We start from the raw sequence: 18,399 nt of genomic DNA, 5'->3' as shown, positions 1-18,399 counted from the left end.
CATTCCTTGACCCCCAGCATCGTCGGCAGCACAGCCTGCCCACCACCCAACGGTAGAATTATGCCCTAAAGGCGTGCATGAAAGTTTAAGCGGATTTGAATGTTTCGCGGCGGGCCTCCCCTTCTCCCCTTGTGGGAGAAGGTGGCCGCGAAGCGGCCGGATGAGGGGTGTTCCAGGGAACACCAGCGTCTCACTCCGCTGGAACACCCCTCATCCGTCTCGGCGCTACGCGCCGATCCACCTTCTCCCACAAGGGGAGAAGGGAAAAAGCCCCACCGCTTGCCCCTTAAACCCGCCCCTGCTAAAGCGCGCCGCATGACGACGCCCCTAGACCACATCCGCAATTTCTCCATCGTCGCCCATATCGACCATGGCAAATCCACGCTTGCCGACCGGCTGATCCAGCTCACCGGCGCGCTGGAGGAGCGCGACATGAAGGAGCAGGTGCTGGACTCGATGGACATCGAGCGCGAGCGCGGCATCACCATCAAGGCCCAGACCGTTCGGCTGAACTATCGCGCCAGGAACGGCGAGGATTATGTGCTGAACCTCATCGACACCCCTGGCCATGTCGACTTCGCCTACGAGGTGTCGCGTTCGCTCGCCGCCTGCGAGGGCTCGCTGCTGGTGGTGGACGCTTCTCAAGGCGTCGAGGCGCAGACGCTGGCCAATGTCTACCAGGCCATCGACAACAACCACGAGATCGTCGTGGTGCTGAACAAGGTCGACCTGCCGGCGGCCGAGCCCGAGCGCATCCGCGAACAGGTGGAGGAGGTGATCGGCCTCGACGCCTCTAACGCGGTGCTGATCTCGGCCAAGACCGGGCTTGGCGTGCCGGACGTGCTGGAGGCGATCGTCCACCAATTGCCGCCGCCGCGCGAGGGCGACATCAACGCCCCGCTGAAAGCGATGCTGGTCGACAGCTGGTACGACGCCTATCTCGGTGTCATCGTGCTGGTGCGCATCATCGACGGCGTGATGAAGAAGGGCCAGACCATCCGCATGATGGGCACCGGCGCGAAGTATCTCGTCGAGCGCACCGGCGTCTTCAAGCCGGCCCGCGTCAATGTCGACGAGCTCGGCCCCGGCGAGTTCGGCTTCTTCACCGGCTCGATCAAGGAAGTGGCCGACACCCGCGTCGGCGACACCATCACCGAGGACCGCCGCCCGACGCAAAAGGCCCTGCCCGGCTTCAAGCCGGCGCAGCCGGTGGTGTTCTGCGGGCTGTTCCCGGTCGACGCCGCCGATTTCGAGGACCTGCGCGCCGCCGTCGGCAAGCTGCGCCTCAACGACGCGTCGTTCTCTTATGAAATGGAGACTTCCGCCGCGCTCGGCTTCGGCTTCCGCTGCGGCTTCCTCGGCCTGCTGCATCTGGAGATCATCCAGGAGCGGCTGGAGCGCGAGTTCAACCTCGACCTCATCGCCACGGCACCCAGCGTCGTCTACCGCATGAACCTCATCGACGGCACGACCAAGGAACTGCACAACCCGGCTGACATGCCCGACGTGGTCAAGATCGACTCGATCGAGGAGCCGTGGATCCGCGCCACCATCCTCACCCCCGACGACTATCTCGGCGGCATCCTGAAACTCTGCCAGGACAGGCGCGGCATCCAGGCCGATCTCTCCTATGTCGGCAAGCGCGCCATGCTCACCTACGACCTGCCGCTCAACGAGGTCGTCTTCGATTTCTACGATCGCCTGAAGTCGATCTCCAAGGGCTACGCCTCCTTCGACTATCACCTGACCAACTATCGCGAGGGCGACCTGGTCAAGATGTCGATCCTGGTCAATGACGAGCCGGTCGACGCGCTATCCATGCTGGTGCACCGCTCGGCCGCCGAAAAGCGCGGCCGCGCCATGTGCGAGAAGCTGAAGGAGCTGATCCCGCAGCATTTGTTCAAGATCCCGATCCAGGCGGCCATCGGCGGCCGCATCATCGCCCGCGAAACCGTCTCGGCGCTCAGGAAGGACGTCACCGCCAAGTGCTACGGCGGCGACGTGACCCGCAAGCGCAAGCTGCTCGACAAGCAGAAAGAGGGCAAGAAGCGGATGCGGCAATTCGGGAAGGTCGATATTCCGCAGGAGGCGTTTATCCAGGCGCTGAAGATGGGCGATTGAGGGGCAGGGCCGCCTTCGAAGAAAGACTCGGCTAATTCAATCCGAGTATCTCATCTAGCGAGCGCCCCCCTTTTTCAGCTTTTGCAATTTCATTCCGGCACCACGCCTCCATCGCTTTCATTTCGCTTCGGATGCGAGCCTCAACTTTAGAAAAGCAATCGCGCGAGGCGTCAACCTCCCGGGCGACTTGATCCTTGATCTCCAAAGCGTTAGCCGGTGGGGGATCATCAAACTCGACCGATGAATCCATCCGACTCGGACCGAAGGTAACTTGTACAGTCACGCTTTGGGAAGTGCCAATATCTTTAATTGGCCCGAAAATATTGAACATATCTCTCTCGAAAAGCAAATCACGCGAATAATTCTTCATAGGAGTCGAAGGTTTTTTACCCATTATCCTAACGATATTCTCGATGAAGTACGAGAATCGCTCCGACATGTTCATTGATATGCCCACGGTCACCGACTTTGGTCGCCGCCGCGCGCTTTCCTTCGGGTAGGAAATCATATATGTGTATTCGGATTGGGTCCGGTTCAAAAAATAGAATGGCTCAGATCGCTTAACGATGAAGACTTTGTTTTTATCGAGCTGGTCCATCTCTGGACGAATATAGTATTGCACAACCAAGCGCGGGTTCATTTCGAAGCACATTGCGATAATGTTGTCGCTGGTCCTCTTACTTATTTCGTTGATGAACTCTCCAAATTTGTCAGGAACAATCCGGACAAGAGCGTAGGCGGCAAAGTATTCCTGAAACGATCGGTGTATGAATGTGTATTTTAACCCATCCTGCTTTATAAGGTTGACGGATTCCTCGTAGTCTTCAAGGATATCCTCGGGAGCCTGAGAAAAAGAGCAGAACCGACTGCTCATAGAAATGTAGTTAATTATCTCAGATCGCGTAAATTCGAAGATCTGTTTGTAATAAGATAGCAAACAAAAAACACCAAATGATTTTTGAAAGTCCTCAATGTCAAGAGTCTTGGGCCTGCTGTAGGCTTTGGTAGCATCGTGCCACTGATAGAGGGTATTGAACGCCTGATCATAAAATATACTCATCCTTCTTGGAATATCCATATTCTCTCGAAATGTCATCATCATCATTATAGAGAGCAATGGATTGGACAGAAAGCTCTTGTTCTGACTGAAAAACTCAGGCGTCAATTTTTTCAAAAAAATCGCCTTGGAAGCTTCATCGAATGGAACCTTCTTTATCAGCGACCTCACCTGATTAAGGTCGAACGGTGAAGACTCAAAAACGTCAAAGTTTTGCCAGCCAGCGAACCGCTTCTCAAAGCGGCTCGAAACCGCAAACGAGCATTTACTGTACATGGAGGAAAGGAGAAGAATTTGTCTCTGTAACTCCTCTCTTTGCTCTTGAGCAACCTCGTCAAACCCATCGAGAAGAAAACAGAAGCGCCCTTGACCACAGAAATGATCGAACAGGTCTTCGGTTAGCTCGCGATGGTTGGATATCGTTCGCCTGATAAACGTCTTTAGGTCGAGCTTGGAAAGGTCGCTCAGTTGCCGTAGCTCGATGAAGATAGGGGTAAGAGATCCGGGGTTCGCGAATATCGTTAACCACAAGTGACGCATGAAGAAGGTTTTGCCAGCGCCGCCATTCCCGTTAACGACAATATTTTTTCCAGAAACAAACGTCTCGATGAGTTCGCGGTCCGATATTTTTCCTTCGCTAGTTGCAAAACTAGAATGTACATAGACATCATATAGGTCAACGTCGCTGTCTTTCTTGCACAATATGCGAACGTTTCTGTTTCGCTTATACGTGTCCTCCATATAGGGCGCGAAGTCTTCGAATATTTTATTCCATGCATTTCGAGCGGCCGCAGATGCTCCTTTGACCGTGGCTTGAAATGACGCTTTGACGAGGTCCGCGACTACAGACGCCGTGACCGAACTCGGATCAACAGATGACATGATATTTCCCACGCCCAATTTAGTTAGCCCAGGAAGTATTTTAGATAGTTTGAGTCATGCGTAAAGATCCCGGGATCTCAGGAAGCTGGGGAAACTGCTGCAAAGCGCAAGGACCACGCGCTAAGCGCCAACGGTCGGACGGCAGCAATTCTTGGCTCGGCCGACGGAGGCTTGCCGCTGCAACCCGGCCTTGCAGCGGCCGGGCCAAGTTCAGGCACCATCAAGGCACTCGCTTACGTCCCTAGGCCGGACTTCACCATCCCCTCACCTCGTTGTATCCTCTCCCGGCTTGGGGAGACATCACATGCGCTCCACTCTGGACACCGTCGCCGCGATCGGCCTCGCCATCGGCGGCGCTTTTGGGCTGGCCGGCACCTTCGTTGCGAGCGATGCGCTGCGCGAGACGGTCTGGGCGATCGATGGCACCGCACTCGTCGTGGCCGCGGCGCTGCTCACCCTAAAATACCAGCGGCTCGGCAATGATTGCGTCGCTGCCGGCTTCCTCACCTTCGTCGCCGGCGAAAGCCTGCTGCTGGCCGGCAATGCGGCGGGCTTGCAGGCCAGCGTTCCCTCCTATCTCGGCGGCATCTCGCTCTGGGCGGCGGCGCTTGTGCTGATCAGCGCGCCGAAAACCTTTGCGTTGTGGGTGCGGCTCGCCGGCTTCATCGCCGCCGCGCTGTTTACCGCCTCGGTGTTTGCCGCACTCTGGGGCACGCCCTTGCTGCCCACCTCGTCGCCGCTGCCGGCGCTCGGCTATCCGTTCCTGGTCCTCACCTTTGTCGGCTGGATCTGGACGCTCGTGAAATCCGAACGGTGAGGCGATGGCCGCGCCGCTCGAGATCCGCAACAGCGCTTCGGGAAAGATCCTTCCGGCGCTCGGGTCGTTCCTGATGGCGGCGATCTTCGGCTTCTACATGCTCAAGGGGCTGTCGATGGGCGCGCCGGGCGGCGGCGTGTTCATGGTGGCGCTGCTGGCGCTCGGCTTTGCCGGGCTCGGCGCCTACATCGCGCGCGGCGCCTTCGACACGCGGGTGCAGGTCACCCTTGATCAGCGCGGCTTCCGCGATGCTCGCGCCGGCGACGTGCTGGTGCCGTGGCAGAAGGTGAGGAGCGTGTGGCTTGCCTCCGGCAGGGGCGCGGCGATGCTCAATTTCGAGCTCACCGAGGTGCCGCCCGACGAGATCAGATACGCCGCCGCCAACGCCTTCGGCCTGCTGTCCTTCGGCAAGACCACCGTGCACATGGAGGTGTCCTCGCTCGACGTCAGCGGCGAGGAGATGGTGGATGCGGTGAAGAAATTCGCGCCGCATGTGGAGGTGAGAAAGTAGGGCGACCTCCCCTTCTCCCCCTGTGGGAGAAGGTGTCGCCGAAGGCGACGGATGAGGGGTGTTGGAAGAAACGAGGCGCTGGCGATTTGGAACGTTGCGCACTTGGCGACGAGCGCCGCCGCCAAGCTGGAACACCCCTCATCCGTCTCGGCGCTGCGCGCCGATCCACCTTCTCCCACAAGGGGAGAAGGGGAGGTCGCGCCGCTCCCTCGCCCGTGCTCTACTCTCCCGACCCGGGAACCCTCACCATGATTCGCGCTTCGCTCGCCTTCCTCCTCCTCACCACCCCGGCCGTCGCCGGCGACATGTCCGTCTTCGTGCGCAACCAGCGGCCGGACGGCGTGGCGCTGGAGCTGTTCAGCCGCGACAGCGAAAAAGTCTGGCCGGGCGGCGACAAGGTCTTTCTCATCCGGCCGGGGGCACGGAAGTCCGTGCCAATCTCCTGCGAGCCCGGCGAGCATATCTGCTGGGGCGCCTGGGTGAACGGCAACGATTCCGTCACCGCCGGCGTCGGCCCCGACAACGACCGCCCCTGCGACACCTGCTGCTTCATCTGCGTGGAGCATTCGACCGAGACGGTGGATCTGGCGGAGTGAGGGCGCCTCCCCCTTCTCCCAAAAGGGGAGAAGGGAAGGAGCGCCCCAATCGCCCCAAATTCAGTCAGAAATATCGTCATCATCCCCTTGGCATTGGCCCGCACCATGCCATCATCCGCCATCGGCCGTGGGGGCCGATTCTATCTCGGGGGTTTTCATGTCTTTCACCGTCGCGCGCCGCGCCGCCGCCGCGTTCTCGCTTGCCGTTCTGTTCTCGTCGGCCGCCCATGCCGGCGACGTCACCTTCCAGATCAAGAACAGCCATCCCAACGCCATGCGGCTCGAGCTCTACAGCCAGGACCGCGACTATGTCTGGCCGGGCAATGGCAAGGATTTCTATCTCGACGACGGCGAGACCAAGGAGCTGCCGATCTCCTGCGAGGAGGGCGAAAAGATCTGCTACGGCGCCTGGGTCGACGGCGACGAGGAAACTTATTGGGGCGTCGGCCCCAACAACAAGGAAACCTGCGAGGACTGCTGCTACACCTGCAGCGGCGGCCAGACCGAGGAGATCGAGCTGGCGGAGTAACGTCAGCTTTCCCCTTCTCCCCTTGTGGGAGAAGGTGGCTCGGCGCGCAGCGCCGAGACGGATGAGGGGTGCGCGACGGAGTGCGACGCTGGACATTGAGCCGTCACCAACATTGGCTAGTCTCCCGCCATGCCGCATCAACCCGTAACCTCGGCTAAACGAAATTTCGCTAGGTCGATGCGCCGTGAGCCAACAGAGGCGGAAGTCCGGCTTTGGCGGGAACTGCGCGGCCGCCGCCTCGACAACATCAAGTTTCGGCGGCAGGTGCCGGTTGGCAGGTTCGTAGCCGATTTCGTCTGCGCCGAAGCGCGGCTCATCGTCGAAATCGACGGCAGCCAGCACGCGGAGTCCCGCCACGACCAGGGGCGCGACGCTGAATTGAAGGCCAGAGGCTTTCGCGTGCTCCGGTTCTGGAATGATGATGTCCTGAGGGACATGAATTCGGTCTGCGACACCATCATCGCTTATGTGCGCGATGAGAGTTTGCAGCCTTGGCGGTGAGCCTGATCGGGCGTCTTTGCCAAGCTGGAACACCCCTCATCCGTCTCGGCGCTGCGCGCCGATCCACCTTCTCCCACAAGGGGAGAAGGGGGAGCTTGTGCTTGACGCCCTTCGCCCCGGCGCCCTAGCCTCGTCTCCATCCCCCAACAGGAGACCCCACCCATGGCAGGCACGGTCGAAGGCGAGAAGATCGACGTTTCCTTCAGCGGCAAGCGCTGCATCCATTCGCGCAATTGCGTGCTCGGCAACCCGCATGTCTTCGTGCCCAACGCGCCGGGCGAGTGGATCCACCCGGACGCCGCAAGCGTCGAGAAGGTGGTGGCGCTGGCGGAGAACTGCCCGTCGGGCGCGATCACCTATGCCCGCAAGGACGGCGGGCCGCAAGAAAAGCCGCCGGTGGTCAACACGGTGCGCGTGCGCGAGAACGGCCCGCTGGCGGTCAGCGCCGAGATTGCGCTGGGCGACGAGACCTTCTATCGCGCCACGCTCTGCCGCTGCGGCCTGTCGCAGAACAAGCCGTTCTGCGACAACAGCCATATCAAGGCGGGCTTTTCCGCCACCGGCGAGCCGCCGCTGAAGGAGGCGCAGGTGCTGGAAGCGCGGGACGGGCCGCTCAACGTCACGCCCACCGTCAACGGCCCGCTGAAGCTCGAAGGCAATGCCGAGATCGTCACCGGCACCGGCCACACCATCGCCCGCACCACAAAGGTCTTCCTGTGCCGCTGCGGACACTCGGCGAACAAGCCGTTTTGCGATGGGAGCCATAAGAGGGTGGGGTTTGTGGGGTAGCCAATCGCGGAGGCTGGCGCGAGGCACCCCCCCTCTGCCCTGCCGGGCATCTCCCCCTCAAGGGGGGAGATTGGCAGCTCGGCCGATCGCGATTTCTCCTCCTGAAAATTAGCGAAAGCCGGCGGGAACATCTGATCTCCCCCCTTGAGGGGGAGATGGCCGGCAGGGCAGAGGGGGTCGTCTCGCGTGGGGCGCCGACGCCTCTTTCAATCCAAAGGCAGTTGGCTCAAATGACGTCGCGCTCGACGCGCAGCGACCCCCTCTGTCGCCTTCGGCGACATCTCCCCCACGAGGGGGGAGATTGGCTAACCTCCGCTGGCCCACCTCTCTTGCCTTTATCCATTCGCCCGTATCGGCTATGGGCAGGCACCAAACCCGTTTCCCCGGACTTGCCAGCCCAAAATGATCGCCAAACCTCACCCTCTCTTCCTCGGCATCGACACCGGCGGCACCTACACCGATGCCGTGCTGTGGTCGGAGGACGGCGGCCCCCTGGATCAGCCAAACAAAGGCAAGGTGCTGGCCAAGGCCAAGGCGCTCACCACGCGCCACGATCTCGCCGTCGGCATTTCCGGCGCGGTCGACGCGGTGCTGGAGAAATCCGGCACCAATCCGGCCGCGATCAAGCTGGTGTCGATGTCGACCACCCTTGCCACCAACGCGCTGGTCGAGGGCCAGGGAGGCCGCGTGGCGCTGGTCATGATCGGCTTTTCCGAGGCCGACCTTGCCCGCGACGGGCTGAAGACGGCGCTGGGCACCGATCCGGTGGTGTTCTGCCCGGGCGGCCATGACGTGCATGGCAACGCCGCAAAACTCGACCTTTCCGGTCTCGAGGCGGCGCTCCCCGAACTTGGCGGCTCGGTGTCGGGCTTTGCCGTCTGCGCCTATTTCGCCACCCGCAACCCGGCGCATGAGCTCGCCGCTCGCGACCTGATCCGCGAGAGGACCGGCCTTCCCGTCACCGCCAGCCATGAACTCTCGGCCAAGCTCGGCGGCCCGCGCCGCGCGCTTACCACGCTGCTCAACGCCCGGCTGATCTCGATGATCGACCGGCTGGTCGCGGCGACCGAAGGTTTTCTGGCCAGGCGCGGCATCGCGGCCCCGCTGATGGTGGTGCGCGGCGACGGCGCGCTGGTGTCGGCGGCTTTCGCCCGCCAGCGGCCGATCGAGACCATTTTGTCCGGTCCGGCCGCCAGCCTGGTCGGCGCGCGCCACATGACCGGCCTCGACGACGCCATGGTGTCGGACATCGGCGGCACCACGACGGATGTCGCCGTGCTCGATCAAGGCCGGCCGCGGCTCGATCCGGAAGGCGCCACCGTCGGCGGCTTCCGCACCATGGTGGAAGCGGTCGCCATGCGCACCTTCGGCCTCGGCGGCGACTCCGAAGTCGCGCTGGAAGACGGCGCGCTGACCCCGAAAATCCTGCTGGGGCCACGACGCCTGGTGCCGCTGGCGCTGGCAGGCATGGCGCATGGCGAAGCGGTCACCGCCGAGCTGGAACGGCAGCTGCGCGCGCCGAATCCCGGCCGCATGGACGGGCGCTTCGCCGTGCGCACCGGCGTGCCGGATCGCCTTGCCGCCGGCCTCACCGCGCCGGAGGCAAAACTCTACGAGGCGATCGGCGCTGTGCCGCTGGCGCTCGACAGGCTGCTCACCTCCAACGCCCAGAATGCCACGCTCAACCGGCTGGTCGCGCGGGGGCTCGTGCACATTTGCGGCTTCACGCCCTCCGACGCCGCCCATGTGCTGGGCAAGCAGGCCAATTGGGATCCCGCCGCCGCGCGCCTCGGCGCCGAGCTCTTCTCCCGCCGCCGCGACGGCCGCGGCCAGACGATCGCGGCGACGCCGGAAGCGCTCGCCGAGCGCGTGCTCGTCACGCTGACACGCTGGTCGGCCGAATATATCCTCGAAACCGCCTTCGCCGAGGACGGACTGGACGGCGCTGCAACCGTCGCGCATGCGCTGGTGCAGCGCGCGGTCGACGCGCATCCCGGCATCGCCCGCTTCAGCGTCGCGCTCGACCGCCCGGTGATCGGCCTCGGCGCCTCGGCGCCGCTGCATTATGCCGGCCTGCCTCCGCTGGTCGGCAATGGCTGCATCGTGCCGGAGGACACCGACGTCGCCAACGCGCTGGGCGCCGTGGTCGGCCAGGTGCGCGTTGCGGCAGAAGCCCGCGTCAGCCAGCCTAAGGAAGGTCTCTTCCGGCTCGCGTCGGGCCAGACGGTGCGCGACTTCACCGACGAGGCGAAGGCGATCGCCGCGGCCGAAGCCGATGTGCGCGCGATCGCCGCCGAGCGCGCGAAGAATGCCGGCACCGACAGCGCCGAGATCGACGTTTCCACCGAGTTCAAGGTCTCGACCATCGAGGGACAGCGCATGTTCATCGAAGCGCATGTCGTGGCGGTGGCCTCGGGAAGGCCGCGGATTGCGGTGTGAAGGAGAGCCTCCCCTTCTCCCCTTGTGGGAGAAGGTGTCGCCGAAGGCGACGGATGAGGGGTGCTCCAGGGAACGCCAGCGCCTCACTCCGCTGGAACACCCCTCATCCGTCTCGGCGCTTGCGCGCCGATCCACCTTCTCCCACAAGGGGAGAAGGAAAGGCCGCGCCGCCGCCCCTTAACCCTAAGCCGAATTGACCCATATCCCCCAAACATGCCAAAGGCCCGGCAAAGCCACCCATCTGGAGACGTGCTGATGATCGACCGCATCGAGATCGCCGGGTTGCGGATTGCCCGGGAGCTCCATGACTTCGTGGCCGAGGAGGCAGCAGTCGGCACCGGCATCGAACCGGAAAAATTCTGGGAGGGCTTCTCGGCGATCGTCCATGATCTCGCGCCGAAGAACCGCGCCCTGCTCGCCAAACGCGATGCCATGCAGGAAAAGCTCGACGACTGGTATCGCCAGAACGGCGCGCCGGTCGACATGGAGGGTTACAAAACCTTCCTGAAGGAAATCGGCTATCTCGTGCCGGAAGGTCCGACCTTCAGCGTCGGCACCGAAAATGTCGACCCCGAGATCGCCGTCGTCGCCGGGCCGCAGCTCGTCGTGCCGGTGATGAATGCGCGCTATGCGCTGAACGCCGCCAATGCGCGCTGGGGCTCGCTCTATGACGCGCTCTACGGCACCGACGCCATTCCCGAGGCGGGCGGCGCCGAGAAGGGCAAGGGTTTCAATCCCACGCGCGGCGCCAAGGTGATCGCCTGGGCCAGGGATTTCCTCGACCAGTCCGTGCCGCTGACCACCGGCAAATGGGCCGGCATCAACGGGCTCTCGGTGGCGAACGGCGCGCTGAAGGTCGGCGAGGGCGCCGGCGCCACCACGCTTGCCGATCCAAAACAGTTCGCCGGCTATCGCGGCGATGCCGCCACGCCGGAAGCCGTGCTGCTGGTCAGGAACGGTCTGCATATCGAGATCGTAATCGATCGCGCCAGCGGGATCGGCAAGACCGATCCGGCCGGCATCGCCGACGTCATGCTTGAGGCCGCTCTGACCACCATCCAGGACTGCGAGGATTCGGTTGCCGCCGTGGATGCCGAGGACAAGGTCGTCGTCTACCGCAACTGGCTCGGCCTGATGAAGGGCGACCTGGCGGAGGAGATCACCAAGGGCGGCAAGAGTTTTGTCCGCAAGCTCAACCCGGACCGCCGCTACACCGCGCCGAATGGCGGCCAGTTGCTCTTGCCCGGCCGCTCGCTGATGCTGGTGCGCAACGTCGGCCACCTGATGACCAATCCGGCGATTATCGACCGCGACGGCCATGAGGTGCCGGAAGGCATCATGGATGCCGCGCTGACCGCGCTGATCGCGCTGCACGATGTCGGCGCCAACGGGCGGCGTGCGAACTCCCGCGCGGGCTCGATGTACGTCGTAAAACCCAAGATGCACGGGCCTGAGGAGGTCGCCTTCGCCGTCGAGATTTTTGGCCGCGTCGAGGCCCTGCTCGGCATGGCCAAAAACACTATCAAGATGGGCATCATGGACGAGGAGCGGCGCACCACCGTCAACCTCAAGGAAGCGATCCGCGCCGCCAAGGAACGCGTGGTGTTCATCAACACCGGCTTCCTCGATCGCACCGGCGACGAGATCCACACCTCGATGGAAGCCGGCCCGATGATCCGCAAAGGCGACATGAAGCAGGCCGCCTGGATTTCCGCCTATGAGGCGTGGAACGTCGACACGGGGCTCGAATGCGGGCTCGCCGGTCATGCCCAGATCGGCAAGGGCATGTGGGCGATGCCGGACCTGATGGCGGCGATGCTCGAACAAAAGATCGCGCATCCCAAGGCCGGCGCCAACACTGCCTGGGTGCCGTCGCCGACGGCGGCGACGCTGCACGCCACGCATTATCACAAGGTCGATGTGCACGCCGTGCAGGCGGCGCTGAAGAGCCGGCCGAAGGCCAGGCTCGACGACATCCTGTCCGTGCCGGTCGCAGTGCGGCCGAACTGGACGCCGGACGAGATCCAGCGCGAGCTCGACAACAACGCGCAAGGCATCCTGGGTTACGTGGTGCGCTGGATCGACCAGGGCGTCGGCTGCTCGAAAGTGCCCGACATCACCGATGTCGGCCTGATGGAGGACCGCGCAACGCTGCGCATCTCCTCGCAGCACATCGCCAACTGGCTGCGCCACAAGGTCTGCTCGGAAATCCAGGTCAGGGATTCGCTGCAGCGCATGGCGGCGATCGTCGACCGCCAGAATGTCGGCGACCCGCTCTACCGGCCGATGGCGCCGGACTTCGCCGCTTCAATCGCCTTCCAGGCCGCCTGCGACCTGGTGTTCAAGGGCACGGTTCAGCCCAACGGCTACACCGAACCGGTGCTGCATGCGCGAAGGTTGGAGCTGAAGGCGAGGGGTTGAAGCAGGTTGCCCCGCGGCGACGGCTGGTTCCTAGGTCGCTCCGCACCTGGATTCGCTGCGGTCGCCGGTTACGGCGGCCTCACACGCTTCGCATCGTGCGCGACAGGAAGACGTCCGTGTGCCTGACATGCGGCGGGGTTTCGCGGAAAGGCGCGCAAGGCTTGAAGCCGAATGCCTCGTACACGGCAATAGCATTTTCCATGTAGAAGGTCGTATGGATCAGCACCGTGCGGGCCGGACCCTTCTCGATCTCCGCCAGTGTGGCGCTCATCAGCGCCCGGCCTATGCCTTGTCCACGGAAGGCTGCGTCGACGAAGAACCTGTGAAGTTCCATCGCGCCGTCGCCGAATGGATCGAAAGCGAGGCAGCCCGCCGGCAGGCCCTCAGATCGCGCAATGAAGGCCACTGCATCCGGCGCGCCGAACTGCGTCGCCAGCAGATGGCCGCTTGTTTCCGGATGGAAGAGCGCCCTCACATCCTCCGCCGAGACGCCATGCGGCGCGGACGCGTCGACATCCCATTGCGCGAGCTTGCGGCAGAGCCCTGCCAGGGTCTCGAAGTCCTCGGCGCTGCGCGTCGGCAAAACTGAAATCATCCCTCGCCCCCGCGCGGATCCGCGTCACCATACCACGCGCGATCCGTGGGCGCGAAGGTGCATCGTCGAGAGCATTTGCAGGAGCGGACATCTTATGAGGTCCCGCATAAATGGCTTGACGAGCCGCAATCTACCTTCTAGTAGGTAGGCGAATTTCGCAAATAAAGGCCCACAGAGAGATCGTTGTCATGTCTGCAAAAATGAATGGTCAAAACCGTGCTCAGTCTCCCAATAGCTGGCTCAAAAACTATTATTATCTGCGGTTTGCCGTATCGGCTGCCTGGGTCGCGGTGGCCGTCGCCGTCGCGAGAAACATTCCACCGCTCGCCGCCGTTATGCTGATCGCCTACCCGGCCTGGGACGCGGTCGCGAACTATGTCGACGCGCAGCGCACAGGTGGGCTCAGTCGCAACAAGTCGCAGCTGCTCAATTTCGCCGTCAGCATCATTGCCACGATTGCTGTCGCCATCGCGCTTGGCCGCAGCATGAACACGGTGCTCGCGGTCTATGGCGTCTGGGCCGCCGTCTCCGGCGTGTTTCAGCTTCTGACAGCGCTGCGTCGCTGGAAAACCAACGGCGCCCAGTGGGCGATGATCCTGAGCGGCGCCCAGTCGGCTCTGGCCGGCCTCTTCTTCGTAAAGACGGCGGGTGGCACGGAGGCTATTGGCATCGTCAACGTTGCGCCTTATGCCGCTTTCGGCGCCTTTTACTTCCTCGTGTCTGCCGTGTGGCTTTCGGTCGGCGATGTCCTTCGGAAATCGCCGCAGGCCGCAAATTAAGATGCCTGCCGGTTCCTTGGTGGAAGCATGTTATGGACAAGCCTTCGAACACTGCCGATGATATCCTGGCTGCCGCGCGAACCTTCATCGTGGCTGGCGGTTACAACGGGTTCAGCTACGCGGATATCGCCGAGGTGATCGGTATCCGTAAAGCCAGCATCCACCACCATTTCCGCAGCAAGGTCGACCTGGTGCAAACCCTGGTCAGGCGTTACCTCGAGAACGCTGTGACAGGCATGGCGGAACTTGAGCGCAATGTCCCCGAGCCGCCCGAGTTGCTTCGAACCTACGCCGGCTTCTGGGCTCGCTGCATTGAGGATGCGAGCAGGCCGTTCTGCGTCTGCGCCTTGCTCGCCAGCGAGCTTCCGGCCCTTCCGCCCGAGGTGGTCGTGGAGGTCCGGGCGTATTTTCAATTTCTCTCAAGTTGGCTGACCGGTGTCATTGAGCGGGGCGCCGGGCAAGGGACGCTGACAATATCGGCCGCGCCGCGTGTCGAGGCGGAAGCCTTCATGGCGACCGTGCACGGGGCAATGCTTTCTGCGCGAGCCTACGGTGATGCTTCGACCTTCGCCGTGATCCTGGCGCCGACGTTGCAGAAGTTGATCCCCGCGGCCGATTGACGTCGGAGAAGGGCCGGCCAGGAGTTGTTTGGGGAAACGGGCGCCGCGTTCTTGCAAATCCCCCTTATGATTACGCTGCCTGCGCCATCCGCTCGGCGCTCATCCGATACGAAATCGCTTCGGCGAGATGGATGCGGCCGACCGTTTCGCTGGCGTCGAGATCGGCCAGCGTGCGCGCGACCTTCAGCACGCGGTGATAGGCCCGCGCCGAAAAGGCGAGCTTCTCGCTGGCGTCCTTGAGCAGCGTCAGCCCGGCGGCGTCGGGCTTCGCGATCTCCTCGATGATCGCCGGTGGGCAATGCGCGTTGGTTGTGGCGGAGGCGCCCAGCTTCTCCAGCCGTTCGCGCTGGATGGCGCGGGCGCGGGCCACGCGCTGCGCTACGGCCGCGCTCTTCTCGGCGCGGTCCGGCCGGATCAGGTCGGCGGCCGAGACCGCCGGCACTTCGATCCTGAGGTCGATGCGGTCGAGCAGCGGGCCGGAAATGCGGGCCTGGTATTCGGTGCGGCAGCGCTCGCCGCGCAGGCAGCGATAGCCGGGCTCGCCCGACATGCCGCACCGGCACGGATTCATCGCCGCCACCAGCTGGATGCGCGCCGGATAGGTGACGCGGTGGTTGGCGCGCGCGATCACGCAGTCGCCGGTCTCCAGCGGCTGGCGCAGCGCATCGAGCGTCTGCGGCGTGAATTCCGGCAACTCGTCGAGGAAGAGCACGCCGTGATGGGCGAGCGACACTTCGCCCGGCCGCACGCGCAAGCCGCCGCCCACCATCGCCGCCATCGAGGCCGAATGGTGCGGGGCGCGGAACGGCCGCCGGTCGGTGAGCTTGCCTTCGCCGAGTTCGCCGGCCACGGAAGCGATCATCGAGACTTCCAGAAGCTCCTTTGGCGCCAGCGGCGGCAGGACCGAGGGCAGCCGCTGCGCCAGCATCGACTTGCCGGAGCCAGGCGGCCCGACCATCAGCAGGTTGTGGCCGCCGGCCGCCGCCACCTCCAGCGCCCGCTTGGCGCTTTCCTGGCCCTTGATGTCGGCGAGGTCCGGCAGGTCGCGCGCCGCAAGCTGGATGCCGGCCTCCGGCCGCGACAGCACCTGCGTGCCGCGAAAATGGTTGGCGACCGCGATCAGGCTGCGCGGCGCCAATATGTCGAAATCCTTGCCGGCCCAGGCCGCCTCCGGCCCGCAGGCGAAGGGGCAGATCAGGCCCTTGCCCTCGGCATTGGCGCCGATCGCGGCCGGCAGCGCGCCGGCCACCGCCGCTATGGTGCCGTCGAGCGACAACTCGCCGAGCACGACATAGCCGGCCAGCATGTCGCCCGGAATGGCGCCAAGCGCCGCCATCAGCCCAAGCGCGATCGGCAGGTCGTAGTGGCTGCCTTCCTTGGGCAGATCCGCCGGCGCAAGATTGACCGTGACTTTCTTCGACGGCATCGACAGGCCGGACGCATGGAGCGCGGCCTGCACGCGTTCGCGGCTTTCGGCCACCGCCTTGTCCGGCAGGCCGACGATCTGCATGCCCACTTTCCCCGGCGCGATCATCACCTGGACATCGACCGGCACGGCCTCGATGCCCTGGAAAGCCACCGTGCGAACCCGCGCCACCATTGTCTCAAGCCCCCGGATATCGGCTCGCGCGCGGCTTTGCGATCAGGCCGCGAGCGAGGTCAGGCTAGACAACCACAGATTTTCGCTTTGGGCAAGAACATTACGAGAACATCGATAAGGGAACGAGTCTGCGAGGCCTTGGCGGCGGATCGCTGTCAAGCCGCTGCGGCCAATGCTGGATTAAAGCCCAATGCTAAAAAAGAACTCTCTTTATAAGATTTTTCTTGTAGTGAGATTTTTGTCTCATTATGAAGAACGCGTTCAACCGTTTCAAAGGACCACACCATGTTCCCTTCCCGTTTCTCCCAATCCCTTGGCCCTGAGCGTCATCGCCGGACACGCTCACCGCGGGTCGCTCGGAAAATCCTTGCCGCTGCGCTGCCGCTTGGGCTTGCCGTGGGCATCGCGAACGCCGCGTCCGCCGGATCTTTGAAGGCCGAGCTTGGCCGACTACCGAGAACCGAGGCCTTGCCGGCCGGCGTGGTGCAGGTTTCGCCATATGTGCCCGGCATGGGCGAACATTGGGCCAACCCAGCCAATCTGCCCTTCGGACCCATCTACTGTGTGGTCGACGGCCACATCACCTGCATGGAATACATGATCTCGCAGAAGGACTTCGCCGAAGGCGTCTCGCACAACAAGCTGGTGCCCTGGTTTGACGGCAAGCGGCAGCCTGCCGTCGATCACATCGACATCGGGTTCGAACCCAACGGCCATCATGGCTATGAAATTCCGCACTATGACATTCACATGTACTTCCTGTCGCCGGAAGCCCGTCAGGCGGCCGACAAGCTCGCCATGAAGTGAGGCCGCATTTCCGCCGCCGCGGCGCCAAGCCGCGGGCATCCCTCATCATTCTCAACTCAAATAATGGTTATCAGAAAGATGCTTACCCCTAAGGACATGGATCGGAAGATTGACGAGCATTTCGGCTTTGAGGCCAGCGACAATATCGAAGGCGTGCTGCAAACGCTGACGGATGACGTCGAGCATGACGTCGTCGGCTGGCCTTTCGGGCCCTCCCACGGGCGCGACGCGGCCCGCGACTTCTACGAGGCGACGTTCTCTGATCTCGCGGACAGCTCGGTCAAATGCGTCCGGAGGCTTTACGGCGATAATTTCCTCGTGGATGAGTCGTTGTGGCGGGGCCGCGCGCCAGGCCGGCCGTTTGGCCTTGAGGGCCGCGATCGCCCTTTGGAGTTCCGACTGCTTCATGTCATCGAGTTCAGTGACCAGGGCAACATCAAGCGAGAAAACGTCTGGCTCGACCTTGCAGCAATCATCCGGCAACTGCCACAGGACTGACCAATGAGCGAAGTGGGTAAGGCTGGACGGCCGAACCAGCGACGGCGGACCCGCAAGGACCTGCTTGAGGCCGCGACGCGGCTGATGAAACAGGGCCGCCAGCCGGTGCTGGAAGATGTCGCGGCAGAAGCGCTGGTCTCACGGGCCACCGCCTACCGCTATTTCCCGAGCATCGATGCGCTGCTCCTGGAGGCCTCCATCGACATTGCCGTGCCCGGGCCGGAAGAACTGTTCGAGAATGAATCCTCGACCGACCCGGTGGCGCGCGTTGAGCGCGCCGACCGGGCGCTGCATGACATGATCCTCGCAAATGAGGCCCCGCTCCGCGCAATGCTGGCGCAGTCAATCGAGCGGCGGGCCAGAGCTGTCGAGGATAGTGATCTCCCGGCACGCCAGAACCGACGCTCACCGCTGATCGAAGCGGCGCTCGAGCCGGCACGTGATTGGTACGATCCGGAAGACCTTGACAGGCTCGCGAAGGCGCTTGCCCTCATCCTGGGGCCCGAGGCCATGGTGGTGTGCAAGGATGTTTTGCAGCTCGATGATGCCGAAGCTCGTGAAGTAAAACGCTGGGCCATCAGGACGCTGGTCACGGCAGCGCGGAAACAACATGACTGACCGGCTGCATTGCGGGAACACAGGGGCGCCGCCTGGCGACGATCTTGGGGCCGAGTTGATACACCATTACAGTCCAGGACTGCACACCTAGATGTGGAGCCTCAACAGGTTGTCCTCGGACAATGCGAGGCGACTGATGGGTGTTTTGGATTTTAGGCCGCCATGCGGGCGATGCCAATTGTAGCGATGCATCCAAACGGGCAACTCGGCAGCTCGGTG

At 63.1% G+C, this 18,399-nt stretch carries 18 protein-coding genes and 1 pseudogene; 14 read left to right on the top strand and 5 right to left on the bottom strand.

Annotation, left to right across the window (positions count from 1 at the left end; genetic code table 11):
• Positions 1-315 precede the first annotated feature (315 nt).
• Positions 316-2,121, top strand: coding sequence for a translation elongation factor 4 (gene lepA, locus AC4FWB_RS24350; protein ID WP_491028781.1), 1,806 nt, complete (start codon positions 316-318; stop codon positions 2,119-2,121).
• Positions 2,122-2,152: 31 nt separating this feature from the next.
• On the opposite strand, the gene AC4FWB_RS24345 is transcribed toward lepA, so the two are convergent.
• On the bottom strand, positions 2,153-4,060 hold the full coding sequence (locus AC4FWB_RS24345) for an NACHT domain-containing protein (protein WP_491028780.1): 1,908 nt from the start codon (positions 4,058-4,060) through the stop codon (positions 2,153-2,155).
• A gap of 304 nt (positions 4,061-4,364) precedes the next feature.
• Here AC4FWB_RS24345 and AC4FWB_RS24340 point away from each other — a divergent pair, with 304 nt between their 5' ends.
• The 8 genes from AC4FWB_RS24340 to AC4FWB_RS24305 all read left to right on the top strand — a co-directional run bounded on the left by AC4FWB_RS24340 (position 4,365) and on the right by AC4FWB_RS24305 (position 12,663).
• The gene (locus AC4FWB_RS24340) at positions 4,365-4,877 is read left to right on the top strand and encodes a hypothetical protein (protein WP_491028779.1); all 513 of its coding nucleotides are present in this window, start codon (positions 4,365-4,367) and stop codon (positions 4,875-4,877) included.
• A gap of 4 nt (positions 4,878-4,881) precedes the next feature.
• Complete coding sequence (locus AC4FWB_RS24335; RefSeq protein ID WP_491028778.1) at positions 4,882-5,388, top strand: hypothetical protein; 507 nt, start codon at positions 4,882-4,884, stop codon at positions 5,386-5,388.
• Between the two features lie 248 nt (positions 5,389-5,636).
• A complete protein-coding gene (locus AC4FWB_RS24330) occupies positions 5,637-5,984 on the top strand; it encodes a hypothetical protein (protein WP_491028777.1) in 348 nt (115 codons plus the stop codon).
• A 157-nt stretch (positions 5,985-6,141) separates the two neighbouring features.
• Positions 6,142-6,513, top strand: coding sequence for a hypothetical protein (locus AC4FWB_RS24325; protein WP_491028776.1), 372 nt, complete (start codon positions 6,142-6,144; stop codon positions 6,511-6,513).
• A 129-nt stretch (positions 6,514-6,642) separates the two neighbouring features.
• Positions 6,643-7,014: an endonuclease domain-containing protein gene (locus tag AC4FWB_RS24320; RefSeq protein WP_491028775.1), complete on the top strand. Its 372-nt coding sequence runs from the start codon at positions 6,643-6,645 to the stop codon at positions 7,012-7,014.
• Positions 7,015-7,176: 162 nt separating this feature from the next.
• Entirely contained in the window at positions 7,177-7,803 is a 627-nt protein-coding gene (locus tag AC4FWB_RS24315; protein WP_491028774.1) for a CDGSH iron-sulfur domain-containing protein, read from the top strand.
• Between the two features lie 402 nt (positions 7,804-8,205).
• Positions 8,206-10,242 (top strand): hydantoinase/oxoprolinase N-terminal domain-containing protein, encoded by a 2,037-nt coding sequence (locus tag AC4FWB_RS24310; RefSeq protein ID WP_491028773.1) that lies wholly within the window; start codon positions 8,206-8,208, stop codon positions 10,240-10,242.
• Positions 10,243-10,497: 255 nt separating this feature from the next.
• Positions 10,498-12,663, top strand: a complete 2,166-nt coding sequence (locus AC4FWB_RS24305; RefSeq protein WP_491028772.1) for a malate synthase G — start codon at positions 10,498-10,500, stop codon at positions 12,661-12,663.
• Positions 12,664-12,742: 79 nt separating this feature from the next.
• On the opposite strand, the gene AC4FWB_RS24300 is transcribed toward AC4FWB_RS24305, so the two are convergent.
• Complete coding sequence (locus tag AC4FWB_RS24300; RefSeq protein ID WP_491028771.1) at positions 12,743-13,258, bottom strand: GNAT family N-acetyltransferase; 516 nt, start codon at positions 13,256-13,258, stop codon at positions 12,743-12,745.
• A gap of 200 nt (positions 13,259-13,458) precedes the next feature.
• Between AC4FWB_RS24300 and AC4FWB_RS24295 the strand changes: the two genes are divergently transcribed.
• Positions 13,459-14,037 carry a DUF308 domain-containing protein gene (locus AC4FWB_RS24295; protein ID WP_491028870.1) on the top strand — a complete coding sequence of 193 codons (579 nt, stop codon included), beginning with the start codon at positions 13,459-13,461 and terminating at the stop codon, positions 14,035-14,037.
• Between the two features lie 32 nt (positions 14,038-14,069).
• Positions 14,070-14,657: a TetR/AcrR family transcriptional regulator gene (locus tag AC4FWB_RS24290; protein ID WP_491028770.1), complete on the top strand. Its 588-nt coding sequence runs from the start codon at positions 14,070-14,072 to the stop codon at positions 14,655-14,657.
• A gap of 70 nt (positions 14,658-14,727) precedes the next feature.
• Here the strand turns inward: AC4FWB_RS24290 and AC4FWB_RS24285 are convergent, their stop codons facing one another.
• Both AC4FWB_RS24285 and AC4FWB_RS24280 read right to left on the bottom strand, forming a co-directional pair.
• A complete protein-coding gene (locus AC4FWB_RS24285; protein ID WP_491028769.1) occupies positions 14,728-16,257 on the bottom strand; it encodes a YifB family Mg chelatase-like AAA ATPase in 1,530 nt (509 codons plus the stop codon).
• Between the two features lie 155 nt (positions 16,258-16,412).
• Positions 16,413-16,544 carry a hypothetical protein gene (locus AC4FWB_RS24280; protein ID WP_491028768.1) on the bottom strand — a complete coding sequence of 44 codons (132 nt, stop codon included), beginning with the start codon at positions 16,542-16,544 and terminating at the stop codon, positions 16,413-16,415.
• A 109-nt stretch (positions 16,545-16,653) separates the two neighbouring features.
• Between AC4FWB_RS24280 and AC4FWB_RS24275 the strand changes: the two genes are divergently transcribed.
• The 3 genes from AC4FWB_RS24275 to AC4FWB_RS24265 all read left to right on the top strand — a co-directional run bounded on the left by AC4FWB_RS24275 (position 16,654) and on the right by AC4FWB_RS24265 (position 18,180).
• Positions 16,654-17,064, top strand: a complete 411-nt coding sequence (locus AC4FWB_RS24275) for a hypothetical protein (protein WP_491028767.1) — start codon at positions 16,654-16,656, stop codon at positions 17,062-17,064.
• Positions 17,065-17,142: 78 nt separating this feature from the next.
• Complete coding sequence (locus tag AC4FWB_RS24270; protein WP_491028766.1) at positions 17,143-17,562, top strand: ester cyclase; 420 nt, start codon at positions 17,143-17,145, stop codon at positions 17,560-17,562.
• Between the two features lie 3 nt (positions 17,563-17,565).
• Complete coding sequence (locus AC4FWB_RS24265) at positions 17,566-18,180, top strand: TetR/AcrR family transcriptional regulator (RefSeq protein ID WP_491028765.1); 615 nt, start codon at positions 17,566-17,568, stop codon at positions 18,178-18,180.
• 87 nt (positions 18,181-18,267) lie between these two features.
• Here the strand turns inward: AC4FWB_RS24265 and AC4FWB_RS24260 are convergent.
• Positions 18,268-18,399 (bottom strand): annotated as a pseudogene (locus AC4FWB_RS24260) (IS481 family transposase); the annotation flags it as partial.

The sequence above is a fragment of the Mesorhizobium sp. LEGMi-168a genome, from assembly GCF_058312955.1.
The sequence above is the reverse complement of the archived record's forward strand: the minus strand, read 5'-3'. Positions and strand labels throughout refer to the sequence as shown.